Source organism: Paenibacillus sp. SRL342 (genome assembly GCF_984798905.1).
Genome location: NZ_OZ481790.1, coordinates 1229158 through 1246187, shown reverse-complemented (window position 1 = coordinate 1246187; position 17030 = coordinate 1229158). Strand labels below are relative to the sequence as shown.

The window sequence follows — 17030 nt, the reverse complement described above, 5'->3', positions numbered from 1 at the left end:
CGGAAAATTTCGAAGTACTTCTAATAAGAGGTGTTTTGATTGTAACTATAATTCAGACTTCATTCTTGTTCTTTACGATGATTTGTACTTAATGCTTTAAAATAAATCATGGTTGTATCTGGGTTGGTGTGTCCCATTATCTCGGCTAAACGGTGCAGTGGCGTATGCTCAGCCATGACGTAGCCAAAACGATGACGCAGATCGTGTGAACTCAATCCTTCCAGCCCTGCTGTTATCATTACTTTTTTAATCAGGTGCCGCAATGCTCTCTCCGTTAAACGATCGTTTGTCTTCTCTGAAGGAAAAAGGTAAGCAGGATCGGTAGCAAGATCAGATAAGTACTGATTCAACATGACAACACATTGTATATTCAAAGGGATCTTACGTTGCACGTTGCGTTTATCGGCTCTCACTGTCAGGTGACCGCTTCGTCTACCAAGTTCGATATCCTGAGGCTTGAGGTTGCATACCTCCATCGTTCGCAAGCCTGTGTGAAACATTAGGGTCAGGATTGTCTGATCACGAAGGGAATTACCGTACTCCACTGCCGCGAGGAATGCCTGCTCTTCTTCTAATGTCATTCGGCGTGGACTTACTTTGTCTTCCGGAATGAATTTTAATGGTTTGGAAGGGTCATGACTGAGCCTGGATTCCAAGACAGCCCATTTGAAAAAACGCTTCAGCGTAATCAACCTCCGGTTAATGGTGGCTGGTTTCAATAACATAACGTTGTGAGCATTTTCACGATAACTGACTAAAGTGGATGTATCCACATCTTCAATTCGCAGTGAGAACTCTTCACTAAGCATGGTGCTTTCCTTGTACCATTCGATAAAGTGTTTCAGATCACTTGTATATTCCTTCACGGTTTTGGGATGCAATTCTCCCTCATTAGCAAGCATATGTATGAATTCCTCTATCGTCGGTTCCCGCTGCACCGAAATCCCTGATGACTGATTCATTAGAAAATACCTCCAAATCTTGACTTATATTAGCGGACATGGTATTATCATATTAATCGATACATTAGCGGACATCAAGTTCGTGGTTTAAATGCACCAGGTGAGTGTCAATTTTTCAATAATACTCGTCATAATGATCGGCTAAAAACTTATTTTTTGGAGGAATCACATGCAAACAGGTACAGTGAAATGGTTCAACGCGGATAAAGGATTCGGCTTTATCGAAACTGAAGAAGGAACAGATGTATTCGTTCATTTCAGTGCAATTCAAGGTGAAGGTTACAAATCTTTGGACGAAGGTCAACGCGTTCAATTTGAAGTAACTCAAGGTAACCGTGGACCACAAGCTGAGAACGTTACTAAACTTTAATTATATGAAAGCTGCCTTATTAATAAGGCAGCTTTTTATTTACACATATGTTGCACAGTAAAGAAAAGATTTCACATCACAAGAATGAAAGCGAGGTATTCCCATGGATAAAGAACAATTGATCACAGAAGTAGCTAAGGCTGGCGGTTTCTCCAAGAAGAATGCTGAAAAAGCTGTAACCGTTGTACTGGACTCGATTCTCGAAGCTCTCAAAGAAGGTAAAGAAGTTCAACTGGTTGGATTCGGGAAATTTGAAGTGCAGAAGCGTGAGGCAAGAACAGGAAGAAGCCGGAAAACAGGCAAGGAAATTCAACTACCTGCAGGTAAAGTTCCTGTATTCACAGCAGGTTTAAGCATGAAAGAAGCTTTAAATTAAACCACGTAACAAACGTAACAACCCATTGAAAAGAGGTTTTTATTCAAACACACAATGATAATATGGATTTAAATGTCGTGTTTACTACCGTTGATGATATCATTAACTTTTATTCAGGCAAACAGACAAACTCGGATCATACAGAAGCTCATACTCATTTAAAGCCCCCATCAGTACAGTCTGATTGCAACCTACGACCACCCACCCGCTAAATTAACATTTCATCTTGGACAACAAGAGGCCCTGATCCGCTCAAAACGGTCCAGGGCCTGATTTGCTTGGAAGCCGGCTCCGTCAGGGAACCAGCTTTTTTATCTTTTATGCACAATGTACAACCATCCTATTTGCTGTTCTGTAGTTCGCGCAAGATCTGGAGATCATATGTAGAGACAAGACGTTCCAAATGCGTATCCAGCCATTCCTCATCCTGATCCCACCACTTCAATTCCAGCAGCAGTCCAATCGTCTCTTCGTCAAAACGCTTTTTAATAGTCTTGGCTGGATTACCACCAACAATCGTATAGGGTTCAATGTCCTTAACAACGGTTGAATTGGAGGCAACGATTGCCCCGTCTCCAATCGTGATACCAGGCATGATCGTTACATTTTGACCAAGCCATACATCGTTCCCCAGTACCGTGTCACCCTTATATGGAAGTTGTTCCAGTGTAGGTGTCACACGTTCCCATCCTCCACCAAAAATGTTGAACGGATAAGTGGTCATACCCTCCATCCGATGATTAGCGCCATTCATAATGAATGTCACACCTTCCGCAATTGCACAGAAATTCCCAATGACCAGGCGATCACCAATGAAGTCATAATGATGCTGTATCCGGTCATAGAATTGCTCTGGCGGATTCGTGTTATCGCTATAATAGGTATAATCACCGATGTCCACGTTGGAACGCGGCGGCAGGTTTTGAATATAACATACCGTACGGATATTCTCATTCGGGAAAAGTTTTGTTTTATCAGGGGCCATATTGTAGTCCCTCCTTTTCCCTATTGTAACAGATATTAAATCTTAAACGGACTAAGTGAGGTCTGGAGCTCTGTCGACACATCAGACAAAATAGCCGCAGATGCCTTGATCTGTTCTACCGACTTGAGCTGTTCATGAACAGATCTTGCAGCCTGCTGTGAATTGGTACTGGCCGTCTGCGCATGGCGAGCGATCTCATGCACAGAAGCCACGATCTGTTCCACGCCTGCGGACATCTCTTCACTCGTCGCAGCCATGTCCTCAATCTCTGTAGCAATACGCAGGTTTGTATCCCGGATCAGGCTGAAGTTTTGCTCCGTTTCCCGGGTCAAGCGCAGTCCTTCCTGTACTTCGTCCTTCACTCTCGACATGGCCGATAGCGATTGCTGCATATCTTGTTCCATGGCTTCGACCAGTTCTTCAATACGATCTGAAGAGTCTCCAGCTTGTTCAGCCAGTTTACGAACCTCGGTAGATACGACGGCAAATCCTCTGCCATGCTCCCCTGCTCTTGCCGCTTCAATGGATGCATTGAGGGCGAGTAGATTCGTTTGATTTGCAATCTCATGAATGGCGGAAACCATCTGGCTAATCTGTGCCGACTTCCCTTCCAGCATACGAATGACTTCATCCGTTGTGGTAACGGAAGATTCAATTGTAGACATCTGCTGAACGGTAAGTTGCACCGCTTCACCTCCGGTTTCTGCCTGTTTGCGTGAATACAAGGCAGAGTCCGAGATACTGGAGGCCTTGTCCGCCATACGTTGTACACCTATAGCCACTTCTTCCATGGCCTGCAGATTTTCTTCTGTACTGATCGTCTGACTATCGGCTCCGTGCGCCACTTGTTCAACGGAGGATGCAATCTGCGCCGATTCTTTGGCCGTTTGATCCGCAATCTTGAGTAGCAGTCCAGTCGAATTCTCTGCTTTCTCCGCAGCTTGAAGTCCGCCTTGAATGATGACCTGGAGATTACTTCTCATCTCATTGTATCCCGTACCCAGCATGCCAATCTCGTCTTGGATGTTGTCCACAACTGGCTGTGTGAAATCGCCCGTCCCCGCACGTTTAATCGCCACAGATACCCGCTCGATTCTTACTCTCACCCTGCGAACGTACAGCAGGATCAGGGTAATTGCGACCAACATTGCAAGCAGGAATACGATCAGGAATGTCTTGAGGAACGAGGAGATAATCACATCAATTAACGATTGAGAAGCACCCACATAGAAAATTCCAATAATGTCTCCGGATGCGTTCTTGATTGGTTCATAGGCCGTCTGATATTTCTGACCCACAACCACGGCTTCACCGTAGTATTTTTCCCCTTGCTGCAAAACGGTCTGGGCGACCTCGTCCGATACCTTCGTGCCGACAGCACGCTTTCCGTCCACCATGACATTTGTTGCAACACGTTCGTCACCTCGGAAGATCGTCACCGTGTCCCCAGACGCTTGTCCAATCTCATCCACCAATTCAAAGTTGCCTTCCAGCGCGGCATCTCCCTTGAATAATTGTCCATCCTTAATGGCCCAATCTCCTGGATGCTTATATGTAATGATACTATTCGCCATCTCCAAATCTCGCTTTGCCTTCTCTGTAGCAAATGTCGTAATCCCCTGTCTCATCTCCAGGATTACACTTACCGCCACGGCTGAAGAGAAGGTGATAAATATACTGATAACGATCAAACTGATTTTGGTACCGATGCTCATGCTTCGCATGTGTGTGAGCCACCCTTTTCCCTATGTAGTTGTGGGGATATTCAAGCCAATTTCGAATCCGTTTCGAATATCACTATAGTCTTATCGGTAGGGGTGATCACAATATTTATAATATTTCAGTGACTTTTATCACAAAAATAACTTGTTGAAACCTAATATTTTACGAATTATCCGTAATCATGTAAGAATGTTCTTTAAGTGAAGCCAATCAAACACATGCCAAAAGTAAGGCCAGACATGAACGAGGCCGGATTTTGCTGGATGTTCGCTCCGTCTAACCTGACAAAGCAGAGCAAAAAGGGATTCGATCTGACCATCGAATCCCTTTTCTTATTCTCCATACAACAACGTTGCTCTTGAGAAGATATCTCTTATTTGGATGTAAGGCTTACTTGTGCAGCGGTTTGATCCCAGTCCACGGTAAGTCCCAGTCCTTCTGAGATGAAGCGTACAGGCACGAGTGTGCGACTGTTTTGAATGATCGCTGGTGCATCAATTTCGAGTGTCTCTCCATTTACGGTTGCGGTGCTGCTTCCGACCTTGAGCACAAAGGTCTGATCATTCAGAACCGCCGTTACCGTCTTAGCCGTTTTGTCCCAAGTCACTTCTGCACCCATTGCTTCGAGGATTGCGTTCACAGGTACCATTACTCGTCCATTTTGCTGCAGCGGGTCCTGATCCGGGAATGTGATCGATTTACCATCGAGTGTTACGGTAATAGTTTTGTCGGTTGTTCCGGATGAAGTATTCGAACCTGTCTCTTCCGAATTCTCAGGCAAAGGCGTTACTTCACGTCCGAGTTGCTCTTGCAGATTCGCAAGACGGTTCAGTGCAAATGTCGTCAGTGATCCGGCTGCCATGGAGCCCATGCCTCCGCCCCCGCCGCCAAAGTTACCACCAGGGCGTGTCTGCGTATTTCCTGTATTCGTTGTTGGATCTGTTGCTTCATCCGGAGGTGTCATTCCTTCGAAACCTTCAGGCGGCGTCATACCTTCCATGCCTTCAGGTGGGGTCATTCCCTCAAATCCTTCTGGTGGTGTACCGCCCATACCACCTGCCGCATCTGCATTGGCAGAATAAGCGATGTTGGATTCAAACTGTTCTGTCGTATAAAATTTCGTTGGATCTGCTTCTACATAAGGACGAATCTCATCGGCAAGGCCAGTAATACGATCTTGAATGCCTTCCATGTAGTCCGTCAGTTCGTTGACGTAACTCAAATATTTTTCCTTATACTCCGGCACAGCAAGCAGGTTATTGATCATCGGTACATTTTCCATGCTGATGCCCAATACAGGCTCGTCTACAGATACGTTCGTAGCATTGGTGTTAGTCGTGGTTGATCCGGTTGTTGTGCCACGTCCGCCTCCGCCCGAGTACCCGTTGAAGGACATGTTGAAGTCCCAAGGAACAACCGTGAACTTGCCAGCGGCATCACTGTAGAGCATGTAGTTGTGTCCTTTGTCGCCGTTATAGCTGTCATAGTTGCCAAAAACCATGTTGCCTGCAATATATTGAAGCGCCGAATCTACGTCCAGTACACTTTCAATATCACCCTTTTCTCCTTCTGGCATCTCATTTAGTGTTTGGATGAAGGTTTTGAGTTTGGTTTTGTCCTTATCCGTACCCAAGTCTTTGGTGATTGTACTGTAGTCACTGCCCTCTTCGTATTGAAGATAACTCTTCTCATCCGTATCATAGAGGTCACCTTCTTCGTAATTCTCACCGTAGTTGCGCTCCAGATAGCTATCATCCACTGCTTCAACGCCAGTATAGAAACCAACCAGCTCGCCGTTAACGTACAGATTAACATAGTTCGTCATTGGGACATCCATGCCAATACTCCGCAGTGCTTCATAGTGTAGAACTTCACGCATATACGACGGATCGGCGTAGTTATTGTTCAGCACCATTTTGTCCAGTCCAAGCAGGCTTTGTGTTTTATCGTATTTATCAAACTTCAGTCTGAAGCTGTAACGGTCCGAATCTTCCATTGAGGCTACAGCTTTCAGGGTCAGATTGCCCTTGGTGGAAAAACCGACGTTGTCCAGCTTGTTGCCGTCCACTTCCACACTCACATTCTTATAATCCTTATCCAGCGGACTTTCGAGCATGCTCTTCCAGTCTGCATCATCAATCGTTACATTCACATCTATGACGTTATCCGTCTGGAACAATGATTCATAAGCTTGCGTCACGCCTGCACTCGTGGTTGTCGCTGTACTTTCTGAAGCATATGCCGCATTCGGACTTCCGATCAGCCCAAAAGATGTCGTTACCATCGTCACGGACAATGCCGTTACTGTAACTTTTCGTAATAAAATATTCAAAATGATGAATCCTCCTTCTTGGTTTCTATTAAGCTACTGAGGCTTATGTAATCATGGTAGGGGACTAACCTTTAGTGAATCTTAAACGCGATTAAAAATGATATGTATCACTATGAAATTTTCATGGACATACAAGAAATATAATGAAAAAAAGCGCAATTATAACCTTGGAACCGGTTCATAAGTCCTATTTTATTGCAATTATCTAACATTAATATGCCTTTATAACGATATATCTGAAGAGTAGAACTTACCTGGAGTTCATATACGTGAATAGCAAAACTCTTTACAAAAAGCTTTTAGAAACAAAAGAGAATTTGAGCAGACAAGATATTTAGGGACCACATTGCATTTTTTTAAGTCAACAATTACATAGCGTGTAAACCCCCAGGATAAGTCCTTCGTCACAATCGTAGAAGGAGTGAACCATCTTGTTTAATAAGCTTCGCTGGAGTACCATGCCTTTCTTCATCAAAAATTTGGTGATTTCATTCGGCAGCATCATGTTGATCGGTGTAATCCTGATTACTGCCGCGTATCAATTGCAAAAAAATATCTTGGTTGAACAGTTGCACGACCAGGCTACCGTCATCACCCAGAAATGGTATGACGATCTCGACACTGCCAAAGTGGCAGAAGCGGCTAAGGAAAAAAGCTACTCCGGTCCTGTACAGCTGGAAATGAAAGCTTATCTCGATTCCATCCATGAATTCTATCCAAACATCGCGCAAGCGTACATTTTTGGTTCAGAACTTGAGGAAGGAAACGGAACGTCCATCATCGCGATTCCAACCAACCTGTTGGAACCATTCGAGGAGGGTAATCTGCCTGCAGGTGCCATGTACCCGCTGCCTCAGAATAACGTCGTAGTGCTGGAACAGATGAAAAAGGACGGAAAGCCTGCCTTCAGTGATTTCTACACGGATGAGTACGGAACTTGGACCACTCTGATCTATCCGATTAATAACGCAGATGGCTCCATGTACGCTGCTCTTTACTTCGATGTAGATGCAAGTGCCGTTCCAAAAGGCCTTAACAAACTGCTTACGTACGGTTTGATGTTCCTGATCGGTTTCTTGATCCTGTTCATGGTGTTGCAATTCATTTTGCTGAAAAGAACGTTGCTTCCGATCCGCAATCTGATGAAAGGTATCGAAGAAGTCAGCACGGGTAATCTGGACGTAACCATCGATACCGGGCGAGATGATCTGGGTATCATCAACGAGAAGTTTAATGCGATGATCCATCGATTCAATACAACCATCTATAAAGTACAGAATACTTCGCATCACCTCTCGGAATCTTCCAAACAACTACTGGGCATTTCCGAGAAAAATAATGTGAACATTCAATCCATTAGCACCAATATTCGGGAAATATCTACTGGACTGGTGTCACAAGACAAAGCCACTGTGGAGAACGCACGTGCCATGACTGAGATGTCAACGGTAGTGCAGACGATCGCCAGCAGCTCAGCCGATGTGGCAGATGAAGCACTCAGCATGGAGCAGCGCTCCAGCACAGGTAATGTGGTGATGCAACAAGTCATTGAGCAGATGCGCCTGATCTCCGGTGCGGTGCAAAATACGTCAAACTCGATTCAGTCTTTGGAAAATAACTCGAACCAGATTAGCAACATTGTTAACGTAATCACGGAGATTGCCGGACAAACCAACTTGCTTGCACTTAACGCTTCAATCGAGGCAGCCCGTGCAGGTGAAGAAGGAAGAGGTTTTGCGGTGGTTGCAGGTGAGGTACGTAACCTGGCAGAGCAATCGCAGGAATCAGCGAAGCAAATTCGACAGTTAATTGAAGAAATTCAACGGGATATCATGCAGTCTTCCGAAGCGATGCAGTTGGGTTCCAAGGAAGTTACCAAAGGCTTGGAAGTTACCCAAGAGACTGGTGTATTCTTCGAGAATATTCTGACTGCTACGAATAAAGTTGCAAACCAGATTCAGGATATCTCCAGTTCTACTGAAGAGATCTCGGCAAGCACACAAGAAATGTCTGCTACGGCCGATGAACTGTCTGCCAATGTCAGCAAGGCAGCAAGCAGCAGTAAACAAATTGAGCAGTCAATTGATGAGCAGGAAGCCTCCATGGCAGCCATTGTGAGTGCCTCCGATGAGCTCTCGGTTGTATCCGAACAACTGCAAGAACTGATCTCATTCTTTAAAGTACGTGCAGAATAGAATTAATAGGATATAGAGAACAAGAATACGACACAGTAAAAACCAAGGCTCATGAGTGACTACACTCAAAGCCTTGGTTTTTTTGTTGTTACCAACTTAGGTGGGTAGGTTCTATACCTTCCCGGTATCATTTAACAGACAGTGGTGTCATCAACTGATTGTTGAACCTCCAATCCACTATAATCCTGCAGCTGCTTTAATTTCTTTTCTCTGAGAAACGATTAATGATTGTATCTTTTCTGTTCCAAATGCACCTGCTGAGAAAGCATTCGCTTTGGGATAATAAACCATTCGAAAAGATGTTCCATCTTGAAGGTGCACACGTAAAAAAATCCCTGTCTCATGCTTGGATTTCTTATACACCTCATCAAAGCCAACATATCGCAACAGCAAAAGCTCGTTCATGAATTCGGATGCGGCTTCCTGGGGAAAGTCACCGATTGGGCTGCTATCGTTCCCGCTTTCAAGGCTGACTTTTTCCACTTTGTCTTCAATGTCCATCAGGTCTCCCATTGTCTTAGCATTGGGATTTTCTTTTGCTTCGTAAACCTTTTTATTCGCTACTACGCGATAATGCGACTTATAACCTTTTAGTTCATATATAACAGTTCCAATTGGAAGATATGCCGCATCACCATTCTCGGTCACGTGATCCGCACACGCATGCTCGTTCAGCATGAAGCTCACTTCCCCTACCCTATCCCCAATTTGCTCTGCGGGTACCTCTTTGGTCCCCTCGTTGTTTTGAAAATATGTAATATTATTGAGCATTAGAAAATCAATCCATTCAAGGGTTCCCGGGCATCGCTTCGTTGATTCCTTTGAAACTTCTTCCGTATCCGTTTCCTGGGGTTTGGATGTTATTTCACCCTTATTCGATGTTCCACAGCCAACAATAATGACTAGAACAAAAAGTATACTCAAGCGCTGGCTCCAATATTTAAATGGTTTCATGTTCAATCACCTCAACTTATTAGACGGATTTAACTAAGACTTAGTTACGAGCTTTTTACGATCAGCTATTCAACTCAATAAACGCCTAAGAACAGGGAACAGTTATTGGGCCAATGTGCTCCTCCTTGGTGCACTTCATGCAAGCTGCATCTCTGTATCATTCAAAAAACAGGTACTCGTAGTTCTATCCGTCGTTATACAAAAAAACACAGACAGTACAACTATCTGTGTTTTTTTACAGGTATGGGAGCTCAGTTAGATACAAAATCCATTCTCGTCCTCTTACCAAAATTTCAATCACGCACTCCATACAGAGTACGATTTAGAATACTTGTACCAGCATTATTTACTGTAATGTTACTGCTACCGCTGGTTTCAATTACCTAAACAACATTTAAAGTTGATTTGGCTTGTAATACTCGCATCCCAGCTTCTTAAAATCACTGTCCCATGTTACTACTGGCATGTTAATTGTTTTTGATTTTGCGCTAAGATAACAGTCCACAATGTCAACGTTACCCTTTTCAACAAACAGCCTTAACGCATCTTTCATGTAATCTTCCTCAAAGATAATGTTATCAATTTGCGATAGACTAAACAGGGCATTTCCTACATCAACATTAGAATGCTTGTAATGTGATCTCAGTACCCAACATGTTTCAATAATTACTGGTGATGAAACAATTATCTGAAAATCTCCGCTATCTAGCATTTCAGAAACTTTTTCAAACTGCTCCTTATCGTCTTGAGTGAACAACCGTACTAGTATGTTTGTATCAGCCAAAAAATCCATTGCTATTCCCCTTTTTTGTAACTGTTCCCCACCCAGTCAATCGCTGACTTCCTAGCTTCCTGAAGATCATGTTCTTGCCCTGTCTTTAAGATTCCTACAAGATCAGTTAACTTTTTCTGTTTCCTAACTTCTAATTTTGCTTCGCCATTTTGGATAATTACAATAATTTTGTCGCCTGTAGCTATACCTAGTTGTTTCCTTACCTCAACTGGAATTGTAACTTGTCCTTTCGAAGTTACCTTACCTGATTCATACATACTCATACACTACTACCTCCTACTCTATTACCTATATTACAATGTACTACTTTAATGTTCAAGTATTACTTTTTACATCAAGTAATATACATTCCAAGTATAGTCATTTGGAATTGAATTTCTAATGCTGAGTAATTTCAGCGTCAATATGTAAGCCCAAAGCTGTTTTACATGTTCATGTGTATTATAAACTTCAACTTCCCAGTCATAAGTAGGTATTTGCCGTTCCAATGTACTTCTTTAATGTGAGTTATTTCCCATTAACATGGTCATTAAGGACAATATTTCAATCCACGCACTCCATACGGAGTGCGACAGCGAAAAAGTACGTATTTTAACGATTTGAGCCATCCAAAACACGTTTTTTCACTATTATTCTATGACTTTCCATATCATTATTCAATCACATTATGCCTACGTGTTGCCTTAAGGTAACAATTTTGCCCATTTCGACAAATTCTGAGGTGCGAATCCCCCAGGGTTTTCATGTGAGCATCACATTCGCACCTGTCCCATCCGTTTATGACAATGATCATATCTAGCTCCCCTGTTCAAGTGCTACAGTTGTTAACGACCAACTGACCATAATAGTAAAATGGTCAATATAGGACTTACCTTACCATTATCCTTTCAACCTACAAGGAGGTGTATATGTGATGAAAACGATAGATCGAAGGCAACAGGTGATGGATTCTGCCGAGAAATCCTTTGCCCTGTTTGGCTATAAGGCCACAACGATGGAGCAGGTTGCGAGACTTGCCAATGTGGGCAAGGGAACGATCTATACTTTTTTCGAAAATAAAGAAGAATTGTTCAGTGAGATTCTGCGCTCGATCATTGCAGATATGAGACAGATTACAGAGCAGACCGTGAAGGAAGAGAATTCCTTTCTGGATAACGTGCATATGAGTATGGATTCTTTGCTGGAGTATCGAGAGGAACATGAGCTGTTGATCAAGCTCTTTCAGGAGGTCAACGAGTTCGGCACGCCGCAGGCCAAGGAAGGTTTGCAGAAAGTGGAGACAGCCATTCTCGAATATTTGGAGCGTCAAGTGAGCCGTGCCATGGAATTAGAGCAGATTCGCAGAGATGATCCCAAGCTGGTTTCTTTTGTCCTGCTGAAGCTGTATGTCACCTTAACCTCAGATTGGAACAAAGCGCATCCTACGTTGCACAAAGATCAGATCAAGGATTTTGTGGGCCTCTTTCTCAAGAATGGCTTATCCCCCATCTAGAGATAGGTATGCCACTAGATTCAAAACCTAATAGAGATAGAACACACGGATTAGCGTAAGGATAGGGAGAGAACATGATGAAATCATTCCACGTGTTTGGGCAGGATCTGAAGTCCGCCTTCAAAAAACCAAAAGTATTTATTCCGATTCTCGTTGTACTGTTCATTCCGGTGCTGTATAGTGGCCTGTTCCTGAACGCATTCTGGGACCCCTATGGCAAAATGAATGAATTACCTGTAGCCGTGGTCAACACGGATCAGGGTGCAGTCTACAATGACAAATCACTCGAGGTCGGTCAGAATCTGGTCGATGAATTGAAAAAAAGTGATGATTTCGACTGGCAATTCGTGACTAGTGAACAAGCAGAACAAGGTATGCAAGACAACACGTATTATATGACGATTGTGATTCCGGAGGACTTTTCCACCAAAGCAACAACCCTGATGGATGAGCACCCTGAGCCGGCAGACCTGATCTATGAACCCAATGAAGGATATAACTTCCTCGCAGGTCAGATTGGCGGCACGGCGGTCAAACAAATTCGTTCCAAAGTCGCTGCCAAAGTCACAGAATCGTATACGGAAACGCTATTGGATCAGGTCGAGAAAATCTCTAGCGGTTTGGCGGATGCCGGGGATGGCGCAGGTCAGATTCATGATGGTGCGATCAAGCTGGATGAGGGTACTGCTACATTAAAAGAGAACCTGTCCAAACTGGCCGTAGGCACCGACAAGCTCGAAACGGGCGTAGTTCCGTTAAAAGAAGGTACGACTACGCTCGCCCATGGCATAGGTGATCTTCATACTGGCGCGAGTGCCCTGTCCAGTGGCCTGTCTCAATTGGCAGCAGCAGGCACGAAGCTGGGTGATGGAGCATTGCAGGCTGAAGCGGGTGGCAAACAGTTACAGGCTGGCCTTCAATCTGTTCAGGAAGGCACAGCTAAGCTGGATGCAGGACTGGCGGCTTCCGAGGAAGGCAGTGCAAAGCTGACTGCTGGGCTGCAAAGTTCTGTTGAGGGCAGTGGCAAAGTTAGCGAGGGTGCCAAAGCGGTTGCGCAAGGTCTTGCCCAATTAGCTGAAGCGAGTCCGGAACTTGCCGCAAGTCCTGCTGTGCAGCAACTCCTGGCAGCCAGCCAAGCCGTAGCTACGGGCAGCGAACAGCTGTATCAAGGCGGACAGCAATTGGTCGCAGGCAGTCAAAACCTGTACGCTGCACAGCAACAACTGCATCAAGGTAGCAGCCAGTTGGTACAGGGTGAACAACAACTGGTACAAGGAGCCACGCAATTATCCGTCGGACAAGAAAAGCTTGCGACTGGTTTACAACAGTTCAATTCCAAATTATCTGAGGCAGCCGCTGGAGGAGCCAAACTTGCAGATGGTTCAAGTCAATTGGATGCTGGTGCAGGCAAGCTGGTTGCGGGTGTAAGCCAGTTCACTGATGGAATCTCAACCCTTTCAGATGGCTCACATAAGTTGGATGACGGTGCTGGTCAGTTAAAAGAAGGTACCCTTAAGCTAACAGACGGCTCTGGCGAACTTGCCATCAAGTTGAATGAAGCGGCTGAGCAGACGGGTAGTGTGAAAAAGACGGATGAGCTGGTAACCATGTATGCAGAGCCTGTTCAGGTCGATGAGCATAAATATAATGAGGTACCCAACTACGGTACAGGATTCTCGCCATACTTCCTGTCACTTGGGCTATTTGTCGGGGCATTGATTGCGACATTGGTTGTGCCAACACGCGGCAGCACGGTTAGCGAGGCAAGTGGCTGGAATCGTTTTGTGAGTAAAACGCTGGCTTTCACACTCATGAGTGCAGTGCAGTCCCTGCTTGCTTCATGGCTGGTCTTATACGGCTTGGGTCTGGATGTTCAGAGCGTTCCATTATTCCTCTTGTTCAGCTTTGTTACCAGTCTAAGCTTCATGTACATCATTCAGGCCCTGGTGACTTGGCTGGAGAATCCGGGTCGATTCCTCGCGATTCTGATGCTGATCTTCCAGCTTACTACCAGCGCGGGCACCTTCCCGCTCGAACTAATTCCAAATTGGCTGAAAGTGTTTAATCCATGGCTGCCTATGACCTATTCGGTAACAGGTTATAAAGCAGTTATCTCAAGTGGACAGTTCGGTGTGGCTTGGGATCAGATTGGTATTCTGTGCATCTTCGCCGTGATTGGCCTGGGAGGAACCTTAACGTATTTCCTGATGCCTCCTACCACGGAGAACGCAAACGTCAGCAGTGAAGTCTCACTTCACCTGTAAAAAGTAAAATAAAAAGCAAAGGCATGTACCTAAGTCCCACCCTCTTCTGGACAACAAGAGGTGTGAGTTAAAGTACGCCTTTGCTTTTTTAGTTTGAGATACAATCTAAGTTTGCTAACTTCATATTTCTAGTATGTAGAGTAAATTTCAGAACTTGAGATAGCGAAACTAAACAATAGCACGAGCAAAATAAGTAATACATACATCGCTGTACCGATGATTCCACAAACAAGTCCAGCAATGGCCAATCCTCTGCCTTGCTCCATGCGAACTCTGATCTCTTTGAAGGCTAAAGATGCAAATATAATCGCGACGATTCCGATTAAAATTCCCACGTAAGGAATCGTGACAGACAGAATCCCCAAAACTAGTGATACAATCGACTTGCTATTGGTCTTTGGTACTACATAAGGCGGTGGTGGCAATGTGTCGTTATAATAACGATCTACATCATTTTCGTGATGTTCCAAGGTAAATCCTCCCTGTTCTTTAAGTATGTTCATTATAATCGATTATTAGGAAAAATAATATCCATATTGTGTTAATTATGAATTACCATTAGATTTATTTTATTCTCATCATCCCCGGACATATACCTACATCCACAAGCTTATAAATTGTACTTCAAGGATATGAATTTAAGAACCGTTTATCCGTGTGATGATATAAACCAAGAATACCTCTAACATATAGATATTATTATAGTCGTAATAATTTTCTGAATATCTTTGGGGGATCACTACGATGAAAATCGATAAAGTAATGAACATACTTATGATTGTGATGCTTCTACCTATTGCTCTATATCGAAATAATGTAGCTGTATTATGTTTTAGTATTGTTTTGTTTGGAATCATGAGTTACACCACTTATCGAATCCGAACACGTTGGAATGTAGTAACTTATATCGTGTTGACCCTTGTATTGATGATCTGGAACATATACCTGTGGACATAAGCCATTATTTCAAAAAAGAACGCAATCCCTTATTAATCAACGGATTGCGTTCTTTCACATCATATAATTTGAGGTTTCTTCTACCTCTCCACTTCCACCCGCTGCAAAAACGTCCGGGTACGTGCAAGCTTTGGATTGCCGAAGATCTGTTCTGGAGGCCCCGCCTCTGCGATCTCGCCGTTATCCATGAAAAATACACGATCCGCAACGTCACGGGCGAAGCCCATCTCATGCGTGACGATTAACATCGTCATATTTTCCTGCGCCAGTTGTTTGATTACACGTAACACTTCCCCGGTCAGCTCTGGATCGAGTGCCGACGTTGGCTCATCAAACAGGAGGATATCCGGTTGCATCATGAGTGCTCGGGCAATAGCTACACGCTGTTTCTGTCCACCGGATAGATTGGCCGGATAGGCATCGGCCTTGTCCGACAGCCCTACTTTTCCAAGTAATTCAAGACTGCGATGCCTGATGACGCTTGAACTTTCTTTTTTCAAAGTCTTCGGTGCGAGTTCCAGATTAGCCTGTACGGTCAGATGCGGGAACAAGTTAAAATGCTGAAACACCATGCCCATGCGATCCGTAATCTTGCGAATATCCGCGGCACCTGCGTAACGGCCATTATCGACCAACGTCTGATCCTGAATGCGAATCGTTCCGCCCGAAATATCCTCCAGATGAATCAGGCTGCGCAGCATCGTACTTTTCCCCGAACCAGAAGGCCCGATCACGGCAATTACTTCGCCTGGTTCCACGTTGAAGGATACCTGTTTCAGCACATCAAGTGTGCCGAATGATTTTCTCAACTGATTTACTTCTATTATATGTGTCATATGCAGACAGTCCTTTGATTGATCAGATTTAATTTATTCAAATGAAAACCGCTTCTCAAGTGCCTTGAACAGCACGGTGAGTACAAGTGTCATGAGCAGATACATAACCGCCGCCACGAAGAAAGGTAACAGCTTTATGTCGCGATTTACCGCCGCTTGGGCGTAATACAACAGCTCAGGCACAGCCACGGCATAGAGCAGAGCCGTATCCTTGATGAGCGTAATGGACTCATTGGCCGTTGCAGGCAATACTACACGAATCATCTGAGGAATAATGACTTTGGTCATCGTCTGCCACTTCGTTAATCCAAGGACCTTGGCTGCTTCATGTTGCCCCTTATCAATGGAAAGCAGTCCGCCCCTGAAGATTTCAGCGAAGTACGCCGCATAGTTCAGGATGAACGCAATCCCCGCTGCAACAAAACGATCAAACACCAGATACTCTCCAATCACCGGAAGCAACGGTAAACCGAAGCAGAAGAATAGAATTTGGAGCAGTAGCGGTGTTCCTCGCATCACGTATACATACGTATGGGCAATCCACGCCAGCAGTTTAATCTGGCTTCTCATCGCAAGCGTGACCGCAAATCCAAGCGGTACAGATAACACGATCGCTAGCAAGAACATGAAAATGGTGGTCTGCGCACCCTCTAGCATCGGTTTTAAAATGGTCGATAAATAATCCCAACTCATTGTTTCGTCTCCTCTAATCTGTTAACCCCGCATTCCTCTGGGGCATAAATCGCTCCAGCATGGAATACGGGGTCCGTTTTGTTTCTAACTATATATCAG

General features: G+C 44.4%; 16 protein-coding genes. 6 read left to right on the top strand and 10 right to left on the bottom strand.

Annotation, left to right across the window (positions count from 1 at the left end):
- Window positions 1-59: 59 nt before the first annotated feature.
- The gene (locus tag AC4E8D_RS05555) at window positions 60-962 is read right to left on the bottom strand and encodes a tyrosine-type recombinase/integrase (RefSeq protein ID WP_221818960.1); all 903 of its coding nucleotides are present in this window, start codon (window positions 960-962) and stop codon (window positions 60-62) included.
- 169 nt (window positions 963-1131) lie between these two features.
- On the opposite strand from AC4E8D_RS05555, the gene AC4E8D_RS05550 reads away from it, so the two are divergent.
- Window positions 1132-1332: a cold-shock protein gene (locus AC4E8D_RS05550; RefSeq protein ID WP_017690333.1), complete on the top strand. Its 201-nt coding sequence runs from the start codon at window positions 1132-1134 to the stop codon at window positions 1330-1332.
- Between the two features lie 103 nt (window positions 1333-1435).
- A complete protein-coding gene (locus AC4E8D_RS05545) occupies window positions 1436-1708 on the top strand; it encodes an HU family DNA-binding protein (protein WP_036606368.1) in 273 nt (90 codons plus the stop codon).
- 340 nt (window positions 1709-2048) lie between these two features.
- Here the strand turns inward: AC4E8D_RS05545 and AC4E8D_RS05540 are convergent, their stop codons facing one another.
- From AC4E8D_RS05540 to AC4E8D_RS05530, 3 genes are all read right to left on the bottom strand, one after another.
- Window positions 2049-2693 (bottom strand): Vat family streptogramin A O-acetyltransferase, encoded by a 645-nt coding sequence (locus AC4E8D_RS05540; RefSeq protein WP_339307100.1) that lies wholly within the window; start codon window positions 2691-2693, stop codon window positions 2049-2051.
- A 35-nt stretch (window positions 2694-2728) separates the two neighbouring features.
- On the bottom strand, window positions 2729-4408 hold the full coding sequence (locus tag AC4E8D_RS05535) for a methyl-accepting chemotaxis protein (protein ID WP_490205951.1): 1680 nt from the start codon (window positions 4406-4408) through the stop codon (window positions 2729-2731).
- Between the two features lie 380 nt (window positions 4409-4788).
- On the bottom strand, window positions 4789-6747 hold the full coding sequence (locus tag AC4E8D_RS05530) for a CotH kinase family protein (RefSeq protein ID WP_405131529.1): 1959 nt from the start codon (window positions 6745-6747) through the stop codon (window positions 4789-4791).
- A gap of 458 nt (window positions 6748-7205) precedes the next feature.
- Between AC4E8D_RS05530 and AC4E8D_RS05525 the strand changes: the two genes are divergently transcribed.
- Complete coding sequence (locus AC4E8D_RS05525; RefSeq protein ID WP_101314730.1) at window positions 7206-8942, top strand: methyl-accepting chemotaxis protein; 1737 nt, start codon at window positions 7206-7208, stop codon at window positions 8940-8942.
- A 177-nt stretch (window positions 8943-9119) separates the two neighbouring features.
- On the opposite strand, the gene AC4E8D_RS05520 is transcribed toward AC4E8D_RS05525, so the two are convergent.
- The 3 genes from AC4E8D_RS05520 to AC4E8D_RS05510 all read right to left on the bottom strand — a co-directional run bounded on the left by AC4E8D_RS05520 (window position 9120) and on the right by AC4E8D_RS05510 (window position 10952).
- Window positions 9120-9896, bottom strand: coding sequence for a hypothetical protein (locus AC4E8D_RS05520; RefSeq protein WP_490205950.1), 777 nt, complete (start codon window positions 9894-9896; stop codon window positions 9120-9122).
- Window positions 9897-10290: 394 nt separating this feature from the next.
- A complete protein-coding gene (locus AC4E8D_RS05515; RefSeq protein WP_221818954.1) occupies window positions 10291-10689 on the bottom strand; it encodes a type II toxin-antitoxin system VapC family toxin in 399 nt (132 codons plus the stop codon).
- A 2-nt stretch (window positions 10690-10691) separates the two neighbouring features.
- Window positions 10692-10952 carry an AbrB/MazE/SpoVT family DNA-binding domain-containing protein gene (locus AC4E8D_RS05510; protein ID WP_100528578.1) on the bottom strand — a complete coding sequence of 87 codons (261 nt, stop codon included), beginning with the start codon at window positions 10950-10952 and terminating at the stop codon, window positions 10692-10694.
- Between the two features lie 650 nt (window positions 10953-11602).
- Here AC4E8D_RS05510 and AC4E8D_RS05505 point away from each other — a divergent pair.
- Both AC4E8D_RS05505 and AC4E8D_RS05500 read left to right on the top strand, forming a co-directional pair.
- Entirely contained in the window at window positions 11603-12181 is a 579-nt protein-coding gene (locus AC4E8D_RS05505; protein ID WP_237176755.1) for a TetR/AcrR family transcriptional regulator, read from the top strand.
- Window positions 12182-12258: 77 nt separating this feature from the next.
- Window positions 12259-14445 carry a YhgE/Pip family protein gene (locus AC4E8D_RS05500; RefSeq protein ID WP_490206469.1) on the top strand — a complete coding sequence of 729 codons (2187 nt, stop codon included), beginning with the start codon at window positions 12259-12261 and terminating at the stop codon, window positions 14443-14445.
- Window positions 14446-14573: 128 nt separating this feature from the next.
- Here the strand turns inward: AC4E8D_RS05500 and AC4E8D_RS05495 are convergent, their stop codons facing one another.
- Window positions 14574-14915, bottom strand: a complete 342-nt coding sequence (locus tag AC4E8D_RS05495; RefSeq protein ID WP_237176756.1) for a DUF4190 domain-containing protein — start codon at window positions 14913-14915, stop codon at window positions 14574-14576.
- Between the two features lie 274 nt (window positions 14916-15189).
- On the opposite strand from AC4E8D_RS05495, the gene AC4E8D_RS05490 reads away from it, so the two are divergent.
- Window positions 15190-15402, top strand: a complete 213-nt coding sequence (locus tag AC4E8D_RS05490; RefSeq protein ID WP_490205949.1) for a hypothetical protein — start codon at window positions 15190-15192, stop codon at window positions 15400-15402.
- 80 nt (window positions 15403-15482) lie between these two features.
- Here the strand turns inward: AC4E8D_RS05490 and AC4E8D_RS05485 are convergent, their stop codons facing one another.
- The gene (locus AC4E8D_RS05485) at window positions 15483-16238 is read right to left on the bottom strand and encodes an amino acid ABC transporter ATP-binding protein (RefSeq protein ID WP_339182415.1); all 756 of its coding nucleotides are present in this window, start codon (window positions 16236-16238) and stop codon (window positions 15483-15485) included.
- A gap of 33 nt (window positions 16239-16271) precedes the next feature.
- Window positions 16272-16931 carry an amino acid ABC transporter permease gene (locus AC4E8D_RS05480; RefSeq protein ID WP_221818950.1) on the bottom strand — a complete coding sequence of 220 codons (660 nt, stop codon included), beginning with the start codon at window positions 16929-16931 and terminating at the stop codon, window positions 16272-16274.
- Between the last annotated feature and the right edge of the window lie 99 nt (window positions 16932-17030).

Coding starts and splice junctions, on each gene's coding strand:
- AC4E8D_RS05555 (WP_221818960.1), bottom strand. CDS start 962: ATGAATCAGTCATCAGGGATTTCGGTGCAGCGGGAACCGACGATAGAG.
- AC4E8D_RS05550 (WP_017690333.1), top strand. CDS start 1,132: ATGCAAACAGGTACAGTGAAATGGTTCAACGCGGATAAAGGATTCGGC.
- AC4E8D_RS05545 (WP_036606368.1), top strand. CDS start 1,436: ATGGATAAAGAACAATTGATCACAGAAGTAGCTAAGGCTGGCGGTTTC.
- AC4E8D_RS05540 (WP_339307100.1), bottom strand. CDS start 2,693: ATGGCCCCTGATAAAACAAAACTTTTCCCGAATGAGAATATCCGTACG.
- AC4E8D_RS05535 (WP_490205951.1), bottom strand. CDS start 4,408: ATGAGCATCGGTACCAAAATCAGTTTGATCGTTATCAGTATATTTATC.
- AC4E8D_RS05525 (WP_101314730.1), top strand. CDS start 7,206: ATGCCTTTCTTCATCAAAAATTTGGTGATTTCATTCGGCAGCATCATG.
- AC4E8D_RS05520 (WP_490205950.1), bottom strand. CDS start 9,896: ATGAAACCATTTAAATATTGGAGCCAGCGCTTGAGTATACTTTTTGTT.
- AC4E8D_RS05515 (WP_221818954.1), bottom strand. CDS start 10,689: ATGGATTTTTTGGCTGATACAAACATACTAGTACGGTTGTTCACTCAA.
- AC4E8D_RS05510 (WP_100528578.1), bottom strand. CDS start 10,952: ATGAGTATGTATGAATCAGGTAAGGTAACTTCGAAAGGACAAGTTACA.
- AC4E8D_RS05505 (WP_237176755.1), top strand. CDS start 11,603: ATGAAAACGATAGATCGAAGGCAACAGGTGATGGATTCTGCCGAGAAA.
- AC4E8D_RS05500 (WP_490206469.1), top strand. CDS start 12,259: ATGAAATCATTCCACGTGTTTGGGCAGGATCTGAAGTCCGCCTTCAAA.
- AC4E8D_RS05490 (WP_490205949.1), top strand. CDS start 15,190: ATGAAAATCGATAAAGTAATGAACATACTTATGATTGTGATGCTTCTA.
- AC4E8D_RS05485 (WP_339182415.1), bottom strand. CDS start 16,238: ATGACACATATAATAGAAGTAAATCAGTTGAGAAAATCATTCGGCACA.
- AC4E8D_RS05480 (WP_221818950.1), bottom strand. CDS start 16,931: ATGAGTTGGGATTATTTATCGACCATTTTAAAACCGATGCTAGAGGGT.